The organism is Paenibacillus sp. P46E, from assembly GCF_001909095.1.
In the GTDB taxonomy this organism is placed as follows: domain Bacteria; phylum Bacillota; class Bacilli; order Paenibacillales; family Paenibacillaceae; genus Paenibacillus_AQ; species Paenibacillus_AQ helianthi.
This window is the reverse complement of sequence record NZ_LVYZ01000072.1, coordinates 22,042-40,538: the sequence shown is the minus strand read 5'-3', so window position 1 is coordinate 40,538 and position 18,497 is coordinate 22,042. Positions and strand designations below refer to the sequence as shown.

At 47.8% G+C, this 18,497-nt stretch carries 13 protein-coding genes; 5 read left to right on the top strand and 8 right to left on the bottom strand.

From position 1 onward, the window contains the following. The 5 genes from A3849_RS26555 to A3849_RS26535 form a co-directional block, all read right to left on the bottom strand. Nucleotides 1-287 (bottom strand): hypothetical protein (locus A3849_RS26555; protein ID WP_218619262.1); only part of this gene is annotated, 287 nt, incomplete at its 3' end. A 198-nt stretch (nt 288-485) separates the two neighbouring features. Then, nucleotides 486-1,280: a glycoside hydrolase domain-containing protein gene (locus A3849_RS26550; protein WP_074114092.1), complete on the bottom strand. Its 795-nt coding sequence runs from the start codon at nt 1,278-1,280 to the stop codon at nt 486-488. A 46-nt stretch (nt 1,281-1,326) separates the two neighbouring features. Further along, nucleotides 1,327-1,593 carry a hypothetical protein gene (locus A3849_RS26545; RefSeq protein ID WP_074114091.1) on the bottom strand — a complete coding sequence of 89 codons (267 nt, stop codon included), beginning with the start codon at nt 1,591-1,593 and terminating at the stop codon, nt 1,327-1,329. Nucleotides 1,594-1,714: 121 nt separating this feature from the next. Next, nucleotides 1,715-9,202, bottom strand: coding sequence for an HYR domain-containing protein (locus A3849_RS26540; protein ID WP_256700928.1), 7,488 nt, complete (start codon nt 9,200-9,202; stop codon nt 1,715-1,717). A 93-nt stretch (nt 9,203-9,295) separates the two neighbouring features. Beyond that, nucleotides 9,296-9,700 (bottom strand): hypothetical protein, encoded by a 405-nt coding sequence (locus A3849_RS26535; RefSeq protein WP_074114090.1) that lies wholly within the window; start codon nt 9,698-9,700, stop codon nt 9,296-9,298. 280 nt (nt 9,701-9,980) lie between these two features. Here A3849_RS26535 and A3849_RS26530 point away from each other — a divergent pair, with 280 nt between their 5' ends. The 4 genes from A3849_RS26530 (at nt 9,981) to A3849_RS26515 (ending at nt 14,145) form a co-directional block, all read left to right on the top strand. Then, complete coding sequence (locus tag A3849_RS26530; protein ID WP_074114097.1) at nt 9,981-10,340, top strand: sigma-70 RNA polymerase sigma factor region 4 domain-containing protein; 360 nt, start codon at nt 9,981-9,983, stop codon at nt 10,338-10,340. A gap of 29 nt (nt 10,341-10,369) precedes the next feature. Continuing rightward, complete coding sequence (locus A3849_RS33390) at nt 10,370-10,498, top strand: hypothetical protein (RefSeq protein ID WP_218619261.1); 129 nt, start codon at nt 10,370-10,372, stop codon at nt 10,496-10,498. Between the two features lie 116 nt (nt 10,499-10,614). Next, nucleotides 10,615-11,565, top strand: a complete 951-nt coding sequence (locus A3849_RS26520) for a serine hydrolase domain-containing protein (RefSeq protein WP_074114088.1) — start codon at nt 10,615-10,617, stop codon at nt 11,563-11,565. Between the two features lie 888 nt (nt 11,566-12,453). Next, nucleotides 12,454-14,145, top strand: coding sequence for a methyl-accepting chemotaxis protein (locus A3849_RS26515; RefSeq protein WP_074114087.1), 1,692 nt, complete (start codon nt 12,454-12,456; stop codon nt 14,143-14,145). A 75-nt stretch (nt 14,146-14,220) separates the two neighbouring features. Here the strand turns inward: A3849_RS26515 and A3849_RS26510 are convergent, their stop codons facing one another. The 3 genes from A3849_RS26510 to A3849_RS26500 form a co-directional block, all read right to left on the bottom strand. Further along, on the bottom strand, nt 14,221-14,982 hold the full coding sequence (locus A3849_RS26510; RefSeq protein ID WP_074114086.1) for a CPBP family intramembrane glutamic endopeptidase: 762 nt from the start codon (nt 14,980-14,982) through the stop codon (nt 14,221-14,223). A gap of 139 nt (nt 14,983-15,121) precedes the next feature. Beyond that, a complete protein-coding gene (locus tag A3849_RS26505) occupies nt 15,122-15,682 on the bottom strand; it encodes a hypothetical protein (RefSeq protein WP_074114085.1) in 561 nt (186 codons plus the stop codon). A gap of 329 nt (nt 15,683-16,011) precedes the next feature. Beyond that, nucleotides 16,012-17,454: a cellulase family glycosylhydrolase gene (locus A3849_RS26500; RefSeq protein ID WP_074114084.1), complete on the bottom strand. Its 1,443-nt coding sequence runs from the start codon at nt 17,452-17,454 to the stop codon at nt 16,012-16,014. 672 nt (nt 17,455-18,126) lie between these two features. Here A3849_RS26500 and A3849_RS26495 point away from each other — a divergent pair. Further along, nucleotides 18,127-18,414, top strand: coding sequence for a hypothetical protein (locus tag A3849_RS26495; RefSeq protein WP_256700925.1), 288 nt, complete (start codon nt 18,127-18,129; stop codon nt 18,412-18,414). Nucleotides 18,415-18,497: the final 83 nt, after the last annotated feature.

The following is an 18,497-nucleotide window of genomic DNA, read 5'->3' as shown; positions in this document are numbered from 1 at the left end:
TGCTCACCCCGCTTCGCCGCTCCCGCCTCACTTGTCTGCTTACCTTCCTTACTATCCTTCAAACTGGATAACAACTGAACCACGGCCCGGTTGCCCAGGGTACGCTGAAGCGCCAGTTTGTCTTCCCGGCTTAAGGAGGCCGGGTTCCGCCGGATACGCCGGATGATCTCCACCGGGTCTGGCTGCTTGGCCGTTGCCGGCTTCACGAAATTCGATGGTTTGCTATATGGTTGATGGCTGCCCGAAGTGTTCTCTTTGTCCTTGCTTACGGTTGCATGGGTCTGCAAACGGATTCCCCCTCTGTAAAAAAATTGCTCCTATAGATAAAGTAAAATCCATAGCGCTTTTTACAGCCGGATGGAAAAATAAATCTATTTATTGCAACCATTCACCTCTCATTACCCCTCTAAACTAAAAGCAAAAAGCCACCCGAGGGTGGCCGTTAACAGCATTTTTACCAAGCTAATTTTATTTTGTAGGTGGTCCTACTTCTCCCCGTCCACCGGTTGACCCGATGCTTTGCGTATCTCATCTGCCAGACGGTGGAACTCCTCTCTCGATTCCGGGCTTCCTGCCGCCATATAGGCGGCTTGAATGAAGGCAATGATCTTATTCGCGTCCTCTTTGTTCAGCATGTATTCCTTCACCTCCCCGCCCGAATTGTTTGGCGGTGAAGGAACGGCTGCCAGCATATTCCACCAACCTGCATCACCGCTGGACAGATTTATATCCACATTTACGCCGTGGATCGGCTGCCCGAGCCCTTTGGGGCCATTATCGTACTGATAGATGTGTATTCCTTCTGCTTTCCGGCCTCTGCTCCAGGCGTAGGTCTGCCAAAAACCTGTACATGCCTTGGCTGCCATCACCGCTTCAACGACTGCCGCGCTTCCGTATACACCCGTTCGGAACTTCGGTGAGGCTTCACCCGCAGCCTTGATATACTGGATTACCGAAGCCATCTGGCTTGCTGAGGCATCGAAATCTACCGCAAAGTAAATCCGGCTTCCCTCCGGCTGGCCGACAGCTATCGCCGTTTGCGCTGCAGCCGCCCCGTCAGCAAGACCTGCGGCGCGTCCTCCCAGCGCACGGCTGGCTGTTGTCTCATATACAGAGACAATTTGCAGGCCGGCAGCGCTGATAGCTGCCGCCTCAGCCCTGGTAAGTCTTTTCCAGCCAGAAGGTACCAGGTACCGGCATACGAATTCATAACCGTCCTCCCGGAACCGCTTCGCTAACGTCTTCGTCAGCGGTGCCGCACAATCAAATCCCTTGGCCATTGCCGTATCCTCCTTCCTCATCCATCATCTGCCCCTGATATTTCTGCTACCCGATCAACAGCTTCATGAGAAGACCCACTGCTGCAATAAACAGCCCCGCACTGCTGATGATGGTTCCCACCAGCCACCGCTGGCTTTCTCCTTGCCTGACCTTCAATCTGGCCAGCTCATCCCGTATTTCATCCATACGCAGATGTGCCGATTTGCTGTTCTGCATAGCCTCTAGCGCAATATCCCTTGCGCTGTTCATAATATCGAGCTTCGTTTCTACGCGGGTCAACCTTTGCAGAATTTCATTCATGTCGTCTGGCATATCGTACCCCCGGATGGAGCTGCTTGATCTCTCATTAAGAATATAGGCTCCAGGCTGCAGCCAATCTTACAGGAATGCAGCCTGGAAGCTGTTACGCTGTTACAATGTAATTCATGCTTTCTTACGGTTCCATGCCTGCAATCAGATTACCGGAAGAATAAACCGTAATTTTGTTGGTATCTGTATAATCTGTTGCCGGTGCATTGAAGGAATAGTCATTAGTCTGGGTATAGTTGGAAAAATTAGATTTCCAGAACCTGCATTGGATTTCTACTTTTTCACCCGGCTTCAGACTTCCCGCACCGCTGGAGAAGCTGATCTCAAGGTAATAATCGCTACCGGTCTTGCTGGCGGCCTTTTGGAAGCTTCCTGTAATATAGGACTGAATGTTGCTGCTGGAGCTCGATACCCGTGCGTAATCGGTATAGTAGCCCTGCGTTCTCTCTCCATCAATGGTGTAGTAATATCTAAGCTTAATGTTTGAAAGCTGAATAGTGCTGCTGCTTGTGTTCTCAAAGATTATTCTCGGAGCAATCGTATTCGTGATGCTCGTTCTGGTGCCGTTGTACGATTGGACTTTGAAAACTTGAGTAACGGTTACATACTGGACTGCTGTGGATACATTTCCGTTCGCATCGGTAGCAGTCCAGGTGACAGCTGTCTTGCCTACCGGAAACCCATCCGTAGGAGCATCATTTTTCAACGTGTATCCGAAAATATCATTCACTGTAGCCTGGCCCAGGGTCACTTGTGTTTTGACGCCTGTAGCTATGACGGATACATCTGCTGGTGCTTTCAACACAGGTTTAGTCGTATCCTTTACTGTAATCTTTTGTATACCGGTAGTTACATTGCCATTCTCGTCCGTTGCCGTCCATTTCACTTCAGTTACACCCAGCGCATAATCTGCCGGAGCGTTGCTGGTCACGGTTACCTTGTAAATATCTGTGCCTGTCGCTTGCCCGATCTCTACTGGCGTCTTCAAAGCGGTCGCTTCGACCGTCTTGTCGGCTGGCAGTTTCAGAACAGGCTTCGTCGTATCTACCACGGTAATCTTCTGCACACCCGTAGTTACATTGCCGTTCTCGTCCGTTGCCGTCCATTTCACTTCAGTTACACCCAGCGCATAATCTGCCGGAGCGTTGCTGGTCACGGTTACTTTGTAAATATCCGTGCCTGTCGCTTGTCCGATCTCTACCGGCGTCTTCAATGCGGTCGCTTCGACCGTCTTGTCGGCTGGCAGCTTCAGAACAGGCTTCGTCGTATCTACCACGGTAATCTTCTGCACACCGGTAGTTACATTGCCATTCTCGTCCGTAGCCGTCCATTTCACTTCAGTTACGCCAAGTGCATAATCTGCCGGAGCGTTGCTGGTCACGGTTACCTTGTAAATATCCGTGCCTGTCGCTTGTCCGATCTCTACCGGCGTCTTCAATGCAGTCGCTTCCACTGTCTTGTCGGCTGGTAGTGTCAGAGCAGGTTTCGTCGTATCCACCACCGTAATCTTTTGCACACCAGTTGTTACGTTGCCGTTCTCGTCTGTAGCGGTCCATTTCACTTCAGTTACGCCAAGTGCATAATCCGCAGGGGCATCCGATATTACATTCACTTTGTAAATATCTGTGCCTGTGGCTAGTCCAATATCAACCGGTGTCTTCAGCGCAGTCGCTTCCACTGTCTTGTCGGCTGGCAGCTTCAGAACAGGCTTCGTCGTATCTACCACGGTAATCTTCTGCACACCCGTAGTTACATTGCCGTTCTCGTCTGTAGCCGTCCATTTCACTTCAGTTACGCCAAGTGCATAATCCGCAGGGGCATCCGATATTACATTCACTTTGTAAATATCTGTGCCTGTGGCTAGTCCAATATCAACCGGTGTCTTCAGCGCAGTCGCTTCCACTGTCTTGTCGGCTGGCAGCTTCAGAGCAGGCTTTGTCGTATCCACCACTGTAATCTTTTGTACACCAGTCGTTACGTTGCCGTTCTCATCCGTAGCCGTCCATTTCACTTCAGTTACACCCAGTGCATAATCCGCAGGGGCATCCGAACTCACGTTTACTTTGTAAATATCTGTGCCCTTTGCCTGACCAATGTCTATTGGCGTCTTCAGAGCAGTCGCTTCGACAGTCTTGTCGACAGGCAAGATCAGATCCGGTTTGGTTGTATCCACTACCGTAATCTTCTGTATACCTGTGGTCACATTGCCGTTCGCATCTTTTGCGGTCCAGGTGACTTCTGTTGTTCCCAGGGGGTAATCCGCCGGAGCGTTACTGGTCACAGTCACATCATAGATATCCGTTGCCGTAGCCAGTCCAATCTCAACCAGAGTTCGAACCGCAGTTGCTTCCAAAGTAATGTCTGCCGGCAGCTTGAGTACGGGTTTGACCGTATCTGTGACGGTTACTGTGACAATCCCGATCATTGCATTTCCGTTTGCATCCTTTGCGGTCCATGTTACTTTAGTGGTTCCCAGAGGGAATTTCGCAGTAATGCTCTCCCCTGAAGTGATCGGGTCCTGACTGTCAAACCCCGGGGCATCCGTAGTTAAAACGACCGGAAACAGCTCCAGAACTTCAGGCACTTCCAGTTCCACCGGCGTTGCCAGCGCAGATGCTTCCTTGGTCAGATGCAAAGATCCTTTGAATTTCAGCACGGGCTGCGTGGTATCCACAACGGTTATTTTCTGCACGCCTCTGACTTCATTGCCGTTCTTGTCCTTGGCCGTCCAGGTGACTGTCGTAGTGCCCAGCGGGTAATCTGCCGGAGCATCCGATGTCACGGTTACGGAGAAAATATCCTTGGCCGCAGCCTGCCCTATTTCGACGGTGGTTCGAATCGCTGTTGCCTCTACCGTCTGATCCTCAGGTACGCTAAGCGTCGGCTTCGTCGTGTCTACTACGGTAATCTTTTGGACACCTGTGGACACATTGCCGTTCGCATCCGTAGCTGTCCAGGTGACTTCAGTAGTACCCAGCGGATAGTCTGCAGGCGCATTACTTACAATCGTATATTTGAAAATATCTGCCGCTGTTGCCTGCCCGGTCTCCACAACCGTCTTCACCGCCGTGGCTTCCACGGTTTGATCCTTCGGTATACTGAGCACCGGACGGGTGGTATCCACCACTGTGATCTGCTGCACCTTCTTCGCTACATTGCCGTTCTCATCCGTAGCCGTCCAGGTGACTTCAGTAGTACCCAGCGGATAGTCTGCAGGCGCATTGCTCACAATCGTATATTTAAAAATATCTGCCGCCGTTGCCTGCCCGGTCTCCACAACGCTCTTCAACCCCGTAGCTTCAACAGTTTTATTCTCAGGCACGCTGAGCACCGGACTGGTTGTATCCACTACTGTAATCTTCTGCACCTTCGTGGTCACATTGCCGTTTGCATCTGTTGCGGTCCATATAACCTCAGTTACGCCTAATGGATAGGATTCTGGTGCGTTGCTGGTTACCGTAACTTTATAGATGTCCGTCCCTGTCGCCTGTCCAATCTCTACAGGAGTTTTCACTGCGGTGGCTTCCACCGACAGATCCTCCGGCACACTCAGCACCGGTTTTGTGGTGTCTACCACTGTAATCTTCTGCACTCCGGTGGACACATTGCCATGCTCATCGGTAGCCGTCCAGGTGACTTCTGTTATGCCAATGGGAAAGGTCGCCGGGGCATTACTTTTCACAGTAACACTGAATACATCTGTAGCAGTTGCCAGCCCGATCCCAACAGGTGTCTGTAGTGCCGAAGCTTCTGCCTGAACATCCTTAGGCATGCTGAGCACCGGCTTCGTCGTATCCACTACCGTAACCTTTTGTTTGCGGATAGACTGATTGCCGTTCTTATCCTTGGCCGTCCAGGTTACTTCAGTAACTCCAATAGGAAATGCAGCAGGCGCATCGCTGGTTACCGTTGCAACTCCAAAAATATCTGTCACAGCCGGTACCGTCAGCTGAACCTGAGTTTCCCGGCTGGTTGCTTCCACCGTCAGATCCGCAGCTTCGGCAATGGAAGGTTTAGTTGTATCAACAATTGTAATGGTCTGTGTTGCATTGCTGATATTGCCATTCGCATCGGTGGCCTTCCAGGTCACAATGGTTTTGCCCAGCGGATAGCTTGCAGGAGCATTGCTTACGATCTCTACCGCAAACAAGTCCGTTGCCGTCGCTTGTCCAATGTTGACTGGTGTATTCACCGCTGTAGCCTCTTTGGTGATATCCGCGGGTACTTTCAGAACTGGAAGTGTTGTATCTTCAACAGTCACTTTTTGTTTGCCTGTAGTTAGGTTTCCGCCCGTATCCTTGGCAGTCCAAGTGACCTCGGTAGTACCCACTGGATAATCTGCCGGAGCATTGCTGGTTACCGTAACCGGGAAAATATCTGTGGCCGTAGCCGTGCCAATCTGAATAGTTGATCTTACTGCCGTAGCTTCAACCCGGACATCCGCAGGGACATGGAGTTCTGGATTGGTAGTATCAGTAACGGTTACATTCTGTGTGCCTATGGCCACATTGCCGCTCACATCTGTAGCCATCCAGGTCACCTTGGTGGTGCCTACCGCAAAATCAACGGGCGCATCGTTAATCACAGTAGTTTTGAATAAATCAGTTACAGTGGGCTGACCGAGCGAGACTATGGATCTGACGGCCGTTGCTTCAACTGTAATATCTGCTGGTACGCCTAGAACAGGTTTGGTCGTATCCACGACCTTGATCTTTTGAGTACCTACGGTGGTATTGCCGTGCTCATCGGTAACGGTCCAGGTAACCTCGGTCGTTCCCAGCGGGAAATCAACGGGTGCATTATTGGTAATAGTCACCGGGAAAATCTCGGTAATTATTGGTTCGCCGATGTCTACCTTCGTTCTTTCTCCGGCCGCTTCTGCTGTCTTATCACCTGGTAGTGTAACTAGCGGCTTGGTGGTATCTGTGATCGTAACCGTCTGTGTCCCCTTGGTGCTGTTGCCATTCTCATCGGTGGCTGTCCAGGTGACCAGTGTTTTACCGACAGTATAGCTATCCGGGGCATTACTTGTAATCACGACCTTGAAAATATCCGTGGCAGACGCCTGCCCCAGTGCTACCGGTGTCTTGATTCCGGTGGCTTCTGCTGAAATATCCTTGGGTACCGTCAGTACCGGAACTGTGGTATCTGTAACGGTTACATTCTGAACAGCTTTTGTTACATTGCCATGCTCATCTGTCGCTGTCCAGGTGACCTTGGTAACCCCTACTGTAAAATATTCCGGAGCATCATTGACTAACAGCACATCGAACAAATCTGTGGCTTTAGCCGCTCCAACTTCCAGCTTCATCCGCGTGTCGGTCGCTTCAATACGGATATCCTTCGGAAGCGTCAATACAGGCTTGGTTGTGTCTGTTATCGTAATCAGCTGTTCCGCTGTCGTAACATTGCCATTCTCGTCCTCAGCCCTCCAGATCACCTTGGTGGTCCCCACCGGGAAATCCGCTGGCGCATTATTTGTAATATTCACTTTAAAAATGTCTTCCGCTGTTGCCGTACCCACAGAAAGCGGAGTTCTTCTACCCAAAGCTTCTTTGGTAATGTTTGCAGGTACGGTAAGCACCGGCTTGATCGTGTCAACCACGATAACATTTTGTGCTGCGGTAATCACGTTGCTGTTCGCATCCGTAGCAGTCCATGTGACCTTGGTCGTACCCATGGGAAATTCCTTTGGAGCATTGTTAACTACGATGACCGGGAAAATATCCTTGGCCGATGCACCGCTGACAATGACGGGTGTCTGCACAGCGGTTGCTTCAACTACGATATCCCCTTGTACAGTGAGTACAGGTTTGGTTGTGTCCTTTACCGTTACTTTCTGCACCTGTGAAGAGGTGTTCCCTACCGGGTCCACAGCGGTCCATTTCACGGTTGTCGTTCCGATGGGAAAATCGGTCGGAGCATCGTTCGTCACGATGACATCCGGGATGGATACATCCTGTACGGAGGCTTTACCAATCTCGGCAGGCGTGCGGACTGCCGTTGCCTCCATATTGATATCTGCCGGTACGGTAAGCACCGGAATCGTTTTGTCTATTTTCACTTCAGTTTTCTGCACGGGAGTACTATTTCCCGCCTGGTCTACAGCCCAGAACGCGAGCGGTGTGACGCCCTCAGTCTGAACGGCAAACGTTGCCGTTGTTCCGGCTACAACCTTCTCTTCTCCGGATGCACCCAGAGCATAATGAATTTCCTTGACCCCTGAGTTTACATCGGAGGCGGTGAGAGCGACTGTGACATTGGCGCTGTTCCAGCCTTTTGTATTCGGCTCAGGGCTTATTATGCTGGCAATCACCGGACCGCTTTTGTCAATTTTGACAGTGACGGTTTGGACAGCCTCGGTATTCCCGGTTCTGTCCACAGCCCAATAGGTGACTGTAGTTGTTCCTTCCTTGCTGATCTCAGTATCCGCACTTACGCCCGCCGTTTTCACCGAATCATTCTCACCCAGCTTATAGTAGATAGAATCTACACCCGAATAAGGATCTTCTGCGGTAAAGTGAAGTGTGACTTTATCGTGGTTCCAGCTGCCGGATTCCGCACCTGCTGCAGTTACGGTCGTGACCGGAGCTGTTTTATCAATGTTAATGGGACCAAAAGTGGCGATGGAATAATGGCTCTTATCCTCATCACTGGCAGCGGAGCTGTCGACTGCCTTACCGGTTGCCATCTGACCCGCACCTTCAGCGGTAAAGTTCTGGTCCGAGGTCAGTGATCTGATCGCAGATAGCGTATCGATTGCCGTATAGTGAACAGTCACCGAATGATTGGTCCATGTTCCAGCAATGTAAGGCACTCCCGCATCGGTTAGTGCAGATGCCGTAATCGCCGGTGGTGTGGTATCGATCAGGTTTGATCCTACAGCCCCGACCTCCACGCGGAAAGTGACCGGTTGAAGGCCCGGAACCGTGGCTTTGACCTCCATGGTTTTGATCACCCCGGTGCTCTTGGAATAGACCTGGTATCCTTCTCCGGCGTAACTTGTGTAGGTGTTAGCCGCAGAAGCATACCCATTCGCATCCGTAACAACCGTGATTCCAGTACTGTTCAGTCCCCGCATTACCGCGGTGATCGTACTGTCTTCAGAAGCAGTGAAGGTAACCGGAACCCCGGCAAGCGGGTTACCGGCCAGATCCTTGACCGCGACAACCTGAGGCAGCATGAATCCGCGTCCGCCGGGAATGACACCCGAAGCCTGCGACAGCTTCATTTGCTGCAGCAGGGGTGACGCTGCGGTCATCGTCCCTTCCACATTGCCTACAGCGAGCAGGCTCATCTGATAGGCTCCGTGATGCAAGATGACCCCGAGTGTAGGGTCTAGCCCATACACCGAATCATATACGGATTGGTAGACGGAATCTCTGACTGTCAAGACATGACCTGTCTGCTCAGCGGGAGGTTCGGTACCATACACTGCCGCATATGCTTTACCTGCTCCCGCATCCTGCGGGCTAGTGGAGAACATTGTCTCCGATCCAAACACTGCGCCGGGAGCCAGCATCAGGATCAGGAGCGTGAGGCATAACCATTTAGTGATGATGCCTAGCCTTCTTTGCTCTACATGCTTTCCTCTTCTTTTCGAATGTTTCATCATGCATCCCCTAACTTTTTTTGTGATAAGCGTATCGATTATGGCGAAATCTTGCTCCTCCTTTACTTAACAAAGGGAAATCAGGGCAGGTTTTTACAACTGTTTATTGCGGTTCACATAAACTTCTATTTTCGTTTCGATCCACGCTTCGAGATCACCGATTGCAAGACTCAGCTCCTCTTTGGCGGCTTCCCCTAATATGGCTACAGCCCTCTCTTTGGCAAGATTGAACGATTTCTCCATCGCCGCTGCGTCGAATGAGCCCTGCTGTTTCATCCCTTCCACGAACGTCTGGTTCACCGCTATCACCGCAGATTCAATGGCATCTGAAGCCCGGTTCAGAAGCTTGTTCACAGCCTCGTCGCCTATCCTATCTTCCAAGTGGGCAATTTCCCGTTTGGTATACGCAATAATTGATTTCGCCATTAGACCCAATAGCGGAATAACTAGCACGGTAAGAATGGTATTGATGATCTCCGGTGTAAAATAGTCCTTCATCGGTATCGCCTCCAAAAAGTGTAATTTCGACATACCCAACCTAGTTTTTCCTCATAAAGAAAGGTAAATCAGAGACTATTATTACAACTTTGCTAATAAAAATAGTAATCATGTAAATTTATGTTTTTGATAGTTGTGGAATCTATGGAATATTCTACTTGTTATATGAGGAGATAAATCAGCTGATCTATCCTATGCTTAACAAATGGAGGGATCGGGCCTGGGGGAACAGGCTGTGCTGGTTAATCTTTTGTGCAAAACTGAACATGGGGGAGTAGTCATGAGTACCTGTGAAGACGAGTTAGTTGAAACCTGCAGAAAACTGTTAAAACGCTCAGCTTGGAGAATCCAGTATAAGACTCGCATTCAACTGATCAGAGAAAGCAAACCGCTGTATGACAATCAGCTCTATGACAACAGCTTCGAGAGCCTGGTGATTTCGGAGCTGTTTGTTGACGAGCTTCTGGAAATGATTCCTTGGGAAAAATGCAGGTATATCATTAAAAAAACAGTGATTGACGGTATGCCGGAACACGAGGTTGCGATCGAACTACATATGACTCAACAGGGGGTAAGCAAATGGAAGCGGAAGGGACTAGAAATCCTGAGGGAATATCTCATCAATTCGTCGAAACTGTAAAAAAAGCACAAAACGGAGACAAAGCATCCATGGAGGATATTCTTAGCCTGTTCTCGGTAGATATCGAATATTTGTCTAAGTTCATCATGCTGCCCCGCGAAGAGGCTATCCAGACCTTGAAGATCGAACTTATGAATATCGTATATCAGGATTTATAAATATAAAAAGCTGTCCAGAGCAATCCGGGCAGCTTTTTCGTTGTTGCAGATTGTCCGCAGTCCTATTGGGGTATTATATCAACTGGTGGTATGATATCCCTGAAAGGGTGAACGGTATGAATCTGATGACATTATCTGCAGCAATGGCCCCTTTGCATTTGAGAAGCTGCCTGATCAGCCTCCAGGGCGAACTCAAATTTGAATATTATAGAAATGACCGCACAGCTTCAGAGATTGCCAAGATCAATTCCTGTACCAAAAGTGTACTTTCTTCGCTAATCTGCATCGCAATGGACCAAGGCCTGCTCCCGGAGGCTTCATCCAAGGCAGCCGAATTTTTTCCGCAACTGGGCCGGGATACAGATAAGCGCAAGCAGGAGATCACAATTGAACATTTGTTAACCTTGTCTGCAGGTTTTCGCTGGACTGAATTCGGCGGACAGAATTCCTTCCCAAAAATGACCCGGTCCCCAAATTGGGTAAAGTATGTACTGGAGCAGCCGCTCGCACATGATCCGGGCACACATATGGAATACAATTCCGGAATCTCGCAGATGTTATCGTCCATTCTGGTCCAAGCCTCAGGAATATCAACAGCCCAATTTGCCGAGCAATTCCTGTTCGGACCTCTTGGCATTGAGAAGTATCACTGGGAAACGGATCCTCAAGGCATCCACACCGGGGGTTTCGGGCTTCAGCTACGGCCCAGCGATTTGCTGAAATTTGGAGAGCTTTTTTTACATGGGGGAGTATGGGAGAAGAAGCAGGTACTTTCTCGTAAATGGGTGACGCGTTCAACCGCATCCGCAATTCTTGCCGAACCTCCCCGCCGCGGCGGGTATGGCTGGCATTGGTGGACGGATTCTTTTCCATTAACTGCTAAGGACGGAGATCAGCCAACTGCCATGAATTATTATTACGCCCGGGGATACGCTGGACAGTATGTATATGTACTTCCGGAGATTGAGGCTGTCGTGGTTCTGACCCAAGACAACAAACGCGGCAAAAACAACCCGCCTGTTGATGTATTCCGTGAACACATTGCGCCTCTGCTTATTCAATACTAAATTCATAGGAACGCATAAATCCCCGTTCACCTTATAGCAAGGTAACGGGGACTTATGTGTTAACTCCTGTATGCACTTCAATCATTTCCTCCAAGTAACAAGCCATATCCCTGACATGGTGATTGTTCTCATATTCAAATTACCGTATTACCCGTTCTCTCCTGTCCGGAGTTATAATCCATGTCCTGCATATGGGGTGAATTCCCACGTACACGATTTCACGAAAAACGTTTTCACCGGCGTTTTCCCTGCTGTGAGCATCGTATCCGTACGCTTCGCTAACCTTTTCTGGTGGAATCACGCTCTTTCTTCCGCAAGATCACTCTTGCTTGAATGAATAGCTTTTTCCTTCAATAAAGATTTGCTGTGGTTTCCCGCATCCCCACGGTCTGCCGAAAGATGTTGTCACATCCACCTTTCTACCCGCAGCCGATTCCGGCATGCTTCGCTAACTTAGTACATTGGATTCTCTCCTCTCCTACATTCATTACTAAATTTAGGAATGAGACAGTCACCCTGGTAACCACTGAATGTTTGCTTTTGTGGTTCCTGTGGTGATGCCTTTATTCTAGCGCATTATAGGTATAATTTAAAACTTCATAGAATTGTATTTATTCGCCTATTTCCCGATATACGGTGATTCCCATTCCTGGTCTTCCTAGATCTAAGTAAAGCTGCATATTTCGCAGTTTTGTAAGCGTTTTCGTATAAACTGAACTTTGAGCTACAGCAACGGCAATGCAGCCTGCCCTGCTAGGCTTTTTTTACATTTAGTAAGTTGCAGGTGAATTGTATATAATTTCACATGTTCTATGTTATACTTGATAAAAGTATATTGTACGCAATTTACTTTTTATGGATTTCAAATAAATAATGAGGTGGATTTCATTGAAAGTTGCTAACAAGATTATCATTATGGCTAGTATTTCTCTGATCGTTGTAACACTCGTCATTTGTTCTGTTTTCTACTCACAGAGCAGGAAAGCCGCCATCAGCTCCGGAGAAGAAAAGGCCCTAGGCGTTATCCAAGCCTTTGACTCCACTTTGTCCGGAAAGGAATCCACCGCGGAGCTTCAAGCTTCACTGGATAAACTAAAGTCGGCTGACCTTGAAATTGTAGACTTTAATATTTACAGCCTGGATAGCCAGCCCAAAGCGATTGCCGCCATGACTGCGGCTGAAATCGGCAAACCTGCCGATAAGGAAGACATTGAGGCAGCCAAGGAAAACCGCACGGTAACTCTATTGAATAAGAACCTTGTGGACGTTACTACTCCTTTACATACGGACGGAAAAATCACATATGTTGCCGGTGTACAGTTTGACATTGCAGATGAACTGGAGGCTTCCGTAGATTTAGTGTATTACATCATCATAGTATCTTTAATTTTGCTGGTTCTGGTAATGCTGGTTTTTTGGCTGTTGGTCCGCCGGTTTTTCACCAAACCTCTAGGTGTCTTTGTACGGTTCTCTGAGCAAATAGCAGCCGGTGATCTCCGCGCGGATATTGAAGTACTTAATAACAGCCGCAAGGATGAGATCGGACTATTATCCCGTTCTTTTTACCAAATGGTCTTTAACCTGAAGCACACACTGGAACAAATTTCACGTTCATCCAGCCGGTTAGCGGATAACGCCAATCAGATATCCCTAATCTCCATTATGGCAAGCAGAACAGAGAAAAGCATCGCCGCTTCCATTGATGAGATCGCGAAGAACTCCAAGGAACAATCTGCTTCCATTGTGGAGAGTTCCCTGGGAATCGATGAAGTAGCCAAGGGCATCGAGCAGATCTCCATGAGCACTGAGGATGTCGCCCATGCGTCAGCATCCTCTCTCGCACAGGCTGAACAGGGCCGGGTAATCATTCATGAAACGCAGCAAATGATTGAGAATCTTGTTATCGACTCCAGTGAATCCGTCGCAGTTATTGAACGTCTGGGGGAAAAAACGAAAGAAATTGATGGAATCAATGAGCTCATCTCACAGATAGCATCCCAAACGAATCTGTTAGCCTTGAACGCATCCATTGAAGCAGCCCGTGCGGGCGAACAAGGAAAAGGCTTTGCTGTTGTGGCGAATGAAGTGAAGAAGCTTGCGGAAAGATCCAAAACTGCTTCAGACCAAGTATCCGCAATGATCCACTCCATTCAGGACGAAACGGAGGCCGTCGTGCTTCAGATCAACCTTAGCTCGGAAAAAACGGCACAAGGCCTGAACGTAGTCCATGAAGCCGGCAAAGCGTTTGCGCATATTACAGAAAAGGTGGATTCGGTGAACAGCCAGATCATCAATGTGTCTGCCATTGTTGAAGAGATCTCCTCCAGCTCCGAAGAGATCGCAGCTACGATCCAGCTCATTTCCAATAACGCAGAGCTGTCCAGCGGAAAAGCTGCACATGCGGCACAAGCCACCGTAAGATCCATGTCGGCGATGCAGGAAATGATGGATTCTACCCGTAGTCTAACCCAATTAGCAGAGGAGTTGGATAATCTGGTCAACCAATTCCAGTTAGAGGTTCAGGCAGCAACTGACACTGAAACAGATACAGATTTCAATGAGGAACCGGATGTGGCATAGCAAGACAAATCCTTATGCTGCACAACAAACCGGCCCGCAAGCAGAATTGCTCCTGCTTACGGGCCGGTTTGTGTTTTACACCGATAGGCTATTCGATTTATTTCTGCGCGTCAATACTACATATAGGTAAATGCCATACAGCAAATACAGAATATTCAGCAGGGACACTATCAGAATTTCCTGATCCAAATTTTCATTGCTGACCATGGCGAGTGCATCATAGATAAAGTGGAAAGCGATTAACGGAATAATATTGTCCGTAGTTTCAATTAAGAGCGCCAGAATAAAGCCCAGCAGCAGCGCATTGATGACCTGAAGAATGATATGTATAAATTCAGTTCCGTTAAGCGCATTGGCCATATGCAGAATGCCAAAAAATACGGAAGAAAAAACAATATAGAACACTGGCCCTTTGTGGCGAAGCTTCTCCCGGATGATTCCCCTGAAAATCGTTTCCTCTGTAAATCCGACAAAAACCGTTAGCAGCAGAATACTCACAATCCCGATTCCCGAAAGTTCGAGATTAATTCCGCTTATAGCCGGCTGGAGCAGCGCGATAATAAGCAATGGTATGTAATACAGCGCCTGCTTATCCTTCGCCCCGATTCGTTTTTGGAATCCATAGCTGCCGAATGGACGCTTACTTCTGGTCATGTACACCGTGATGATTACGGCCATTAGCAAAAAGGCGCAAGCCTGGGCAAACCGGATTCCTGTGTCGTCAAGCTCCATGATGCTTGCGGCTGCTGAGGCAACGGATACCAACAGGGTCAGCACAATGCCAAGCATAAGTGAAAATAAAACCGGATGCCCTTTTTTTACGTTGTGTTCTATCATAGCTCGTCTCCCTTATTAATCATTTACAGTTCTCATTGGCCTACCAGGTCAATAATGGATTTATTGTAATACTTTCCTTTAAAATTTTCTATTCATAAAAAGTAAAGTATCAGGCGATTCCCCTGTTTCTTTACTTTACTTAGTGTTGTTCTGCTTCAATGTTTAAGTCGGTCTCATGCCCATCCTGGGTGGTAAGATAAACCTTCCATTCTCCGGAGATTCCGCCGCCATCAGCCATGTGGAAGGTTCTCGATATGGATTGTCCCGCTTTCACATCCACATATCCATACTCATGCGAGCCACGAATTACATTAGCAATAATGATACCCGAACTGCCGTTGTTTTTAATCCGTATACTTAATTCCTTACCATATTCAGGGACACAAGTGAAGGTACTCTCAAAGCCCCCCCTTCCCCGCGATCTACTATCTCTAATAAAAAAAACACCATCTTGCGAAAGTGTATCAGCTTTGCTGACCATCTCCAGCGCCTCACCTGCAGTTTCCCTTAAGCCGGTTTTTGCTGATATATCAGCTGTCACAGTATTCGCTGGAATTCCTTCAGTTTCTACCGTTTCTTCGGGGGTATCCGCCGGTTCCTTGGCAAACAATAATACAAGCAGAATGGCAATGGCGGCAGTCATTACAATGACATAGTTACGGAACCATTTTTTACGCATAGGATTAGTGGCTTCCGGCATGTTGAATGCCCCCTTTCTGAATTTTCAGCGGATCCTAAGCTCCAATAATACTGGATCTGGTACAGAAGAAGGACATCCAGCCTTATTAGTGAAATTGTTGTTTTCCGCAAACCACAACTTCTAAATAAAGGATATACCCCATTATTATGGCATTCCCTACCTGCCCATCGTCAAGTTTATTTTGTCGATCCACTTGAGACACCCCCAGGTCAATTGGTTTTCACCTGCTCATATTCTACTGAATCAAGCTGCAAATGACCAAAAACGCAGAGCAGCGATCCTCCAAGTACTGGAGAATCGCTGTTCCGTTGAGTTCTATGGTTTTTCAGTTAGTTTAATTGGAACAGATTCCATTTTTGCGCGTTCGTGCCATTGTCATCCCAAATTTGCACGTTGGTTCCATTTTCAGTACCAGCAGCAGCGACATCCAGAGCTTTCCCACTGTTGCTCGCAATCAGTTTGTAAGCACTTCCAACTTTAACGATGCTCCACTTCTGATTGGAACCGCCGCCATAACTCCATAATTGCACATTCGATCCATTGGCAGTCCCCATCTCAGCAACATCCAGTCCTGTATTACTATTGGCGTTAGTAACCTTATACAAGCCTCCGCCAACATCTGTGATGATCCACTGCTGAGCGCCCGTTCCGTTATCATCCCAGATCTGTACATTGGTGCCGTTTGCAGTACCTGCTGCAGCTGCGTCCAGTGCTTTACCGCTTCCTACGTTAACCATTTTGTAGGTTTTACCGGAAACGATACCGTCACTTGGAGGGGTTTCTGACTTTATCTGATCTCTGACAAATTTACCGGATGCCGTCAACTGCCCGTCAGACCATCCTCCATAAGGGCTTGCTCCAGGCGCCAATGCAGCAGAGGCTTCCGTTTTATCACATAACGACCAGTTAGTCCAACTCAGCTTTCTGTCTTTCATAAAATCCGTCCATACTTTAGATTCGGCAAGGAAAGGACCACCGTCTCCTGAAGCGTCACTCGTTCCCCACTCTGTGACGAATACGGCTATACCTTTACTCCTCGCATAATCAATACGATCTCTTAGCCATGCACCATGGGTTCCCGCATAGAAATGAGTTGTGTACATAATATTGCTTTGGGCGATGGGGTTGTTGGCGGCATCATGTACATCCTGGCTCCATGTTCCGGTTCCTACGATAATGATTGCATTATTGTCAATGGATCGGATGACCGGAATCATTTCCTCTGCATAGGGCTTAATGTGGCCGTTCCACGTAGCATACCCGTTAGGCTCATTGGCAATTTCATAGATCACATTCGGATAATCCTTATACAAATTGGCCATTTCTGTAAAAAAACCTTTTGCCTGTTGTTTATAAATATTCGGATCCTTTTCGCCCAGCACATGCCAATCGATAATCACATAGATTCCCAGATCAATTGCGGCCTGTACAGCTTCTTTCACCTTATTTTTTTGCGAAGGATCATTAATGTAGCCGCCATCTTGCGTATACATAGCTACCCGAAAGATAGTTATGCCCCAATTGTCTCTCATCCATTTCATGCTATCATAATTCACGTACTGGCCAAACCATTGCACACCATGGGAACTCATCCCCTTTAATTGGATCGCTTCTCCCGCCTGATTCACTAACTGGTTCCCGGAAACCCGCAGTTGGCCATTTTGGGCTACGACCGAATTAGCCTCGGCATTCACCTTTTGCGGGGGGACGAAAGATACGGTCATGAAGGTGATAATCAATGCACAAAAAACCGCAATCATTTTTTTGAACATATAAAGCTACCTCCTCAAATGGTTTGCTTCACATTTCCGTGCGCTATTGTCCGAGAATATCCCCCTTTCACTAAACTTGTAAATCTATGGGGTATGTCTTGGTGTTTCATTAAGAAACAAAAAGGTGAAGTGACAGTCTTAAGGGATGGTAGTTAACTAATCGTTCGGGTGTAGCCAATTGGAAGTATGGAGGTGCATATGTAAATGGAGGCAGTTAGATCATCAGACCTAAGAAGATTTATCGTTCAAGCATAGCGGATAGGATTAAGACACAGAACATATGGTGCGCTCTCATGAAACCACATACATAGTAAAAGCTTACATATTATGTTATACTATACAATCATTAAACGGTTTTTACAACAAATAAACATCAAATTTCCCAAAAAAAACTAAATTTTTGTTTCATTATTCGAGAAATTCGTTTCGGGCATATGATTGTCTATATATTAAAGTTCAGGCATCTCCCAACACTTTACTGTAACGCAGCATTGAGAATAGAGAGACAGTCATGATATAATCTCTTAAGCCAATTAGGAGAATTCAGCCCCTTAAGACATAAGGGTTCAGGAGGGTCATATCATCACGAACAGTCACATTCGCATTGTGAAAGTATCCGCAGAAATAGAAAAGGATAAATATAAGCTCAAGGTCAGCCACTGGAGGCTGCTTTTGGAGACAAACCGTTATTATGAGATCAAGCCGGAGAACGGTCCGGTGAAAAGAATCTATAAAGAGAAGCTCAACACCGTTGTTGATGAAACCAAATTCTATACGAACGGCATTATGATGTGTTCTGCATTTTGCATCGAAGAGCAAGTGGGCGAAATGCATATTAAGATTCTGCAAAGCCTTCAATCCAAGGTTAACACCTATATGAATGAGCTGCAGCTCAACCAAAGAGCGATCGAACATCTTAGTTCAGGCCCAAGTGTGAAGCCGTATTTACCTGAGGGATGAATCTGCATGATCATGTAATCCAACAAAAGCCGGAAGGACTTTGCAGCGTTAGGCTGCGTCCTTCCGGCTATTTGTTGTGCAGG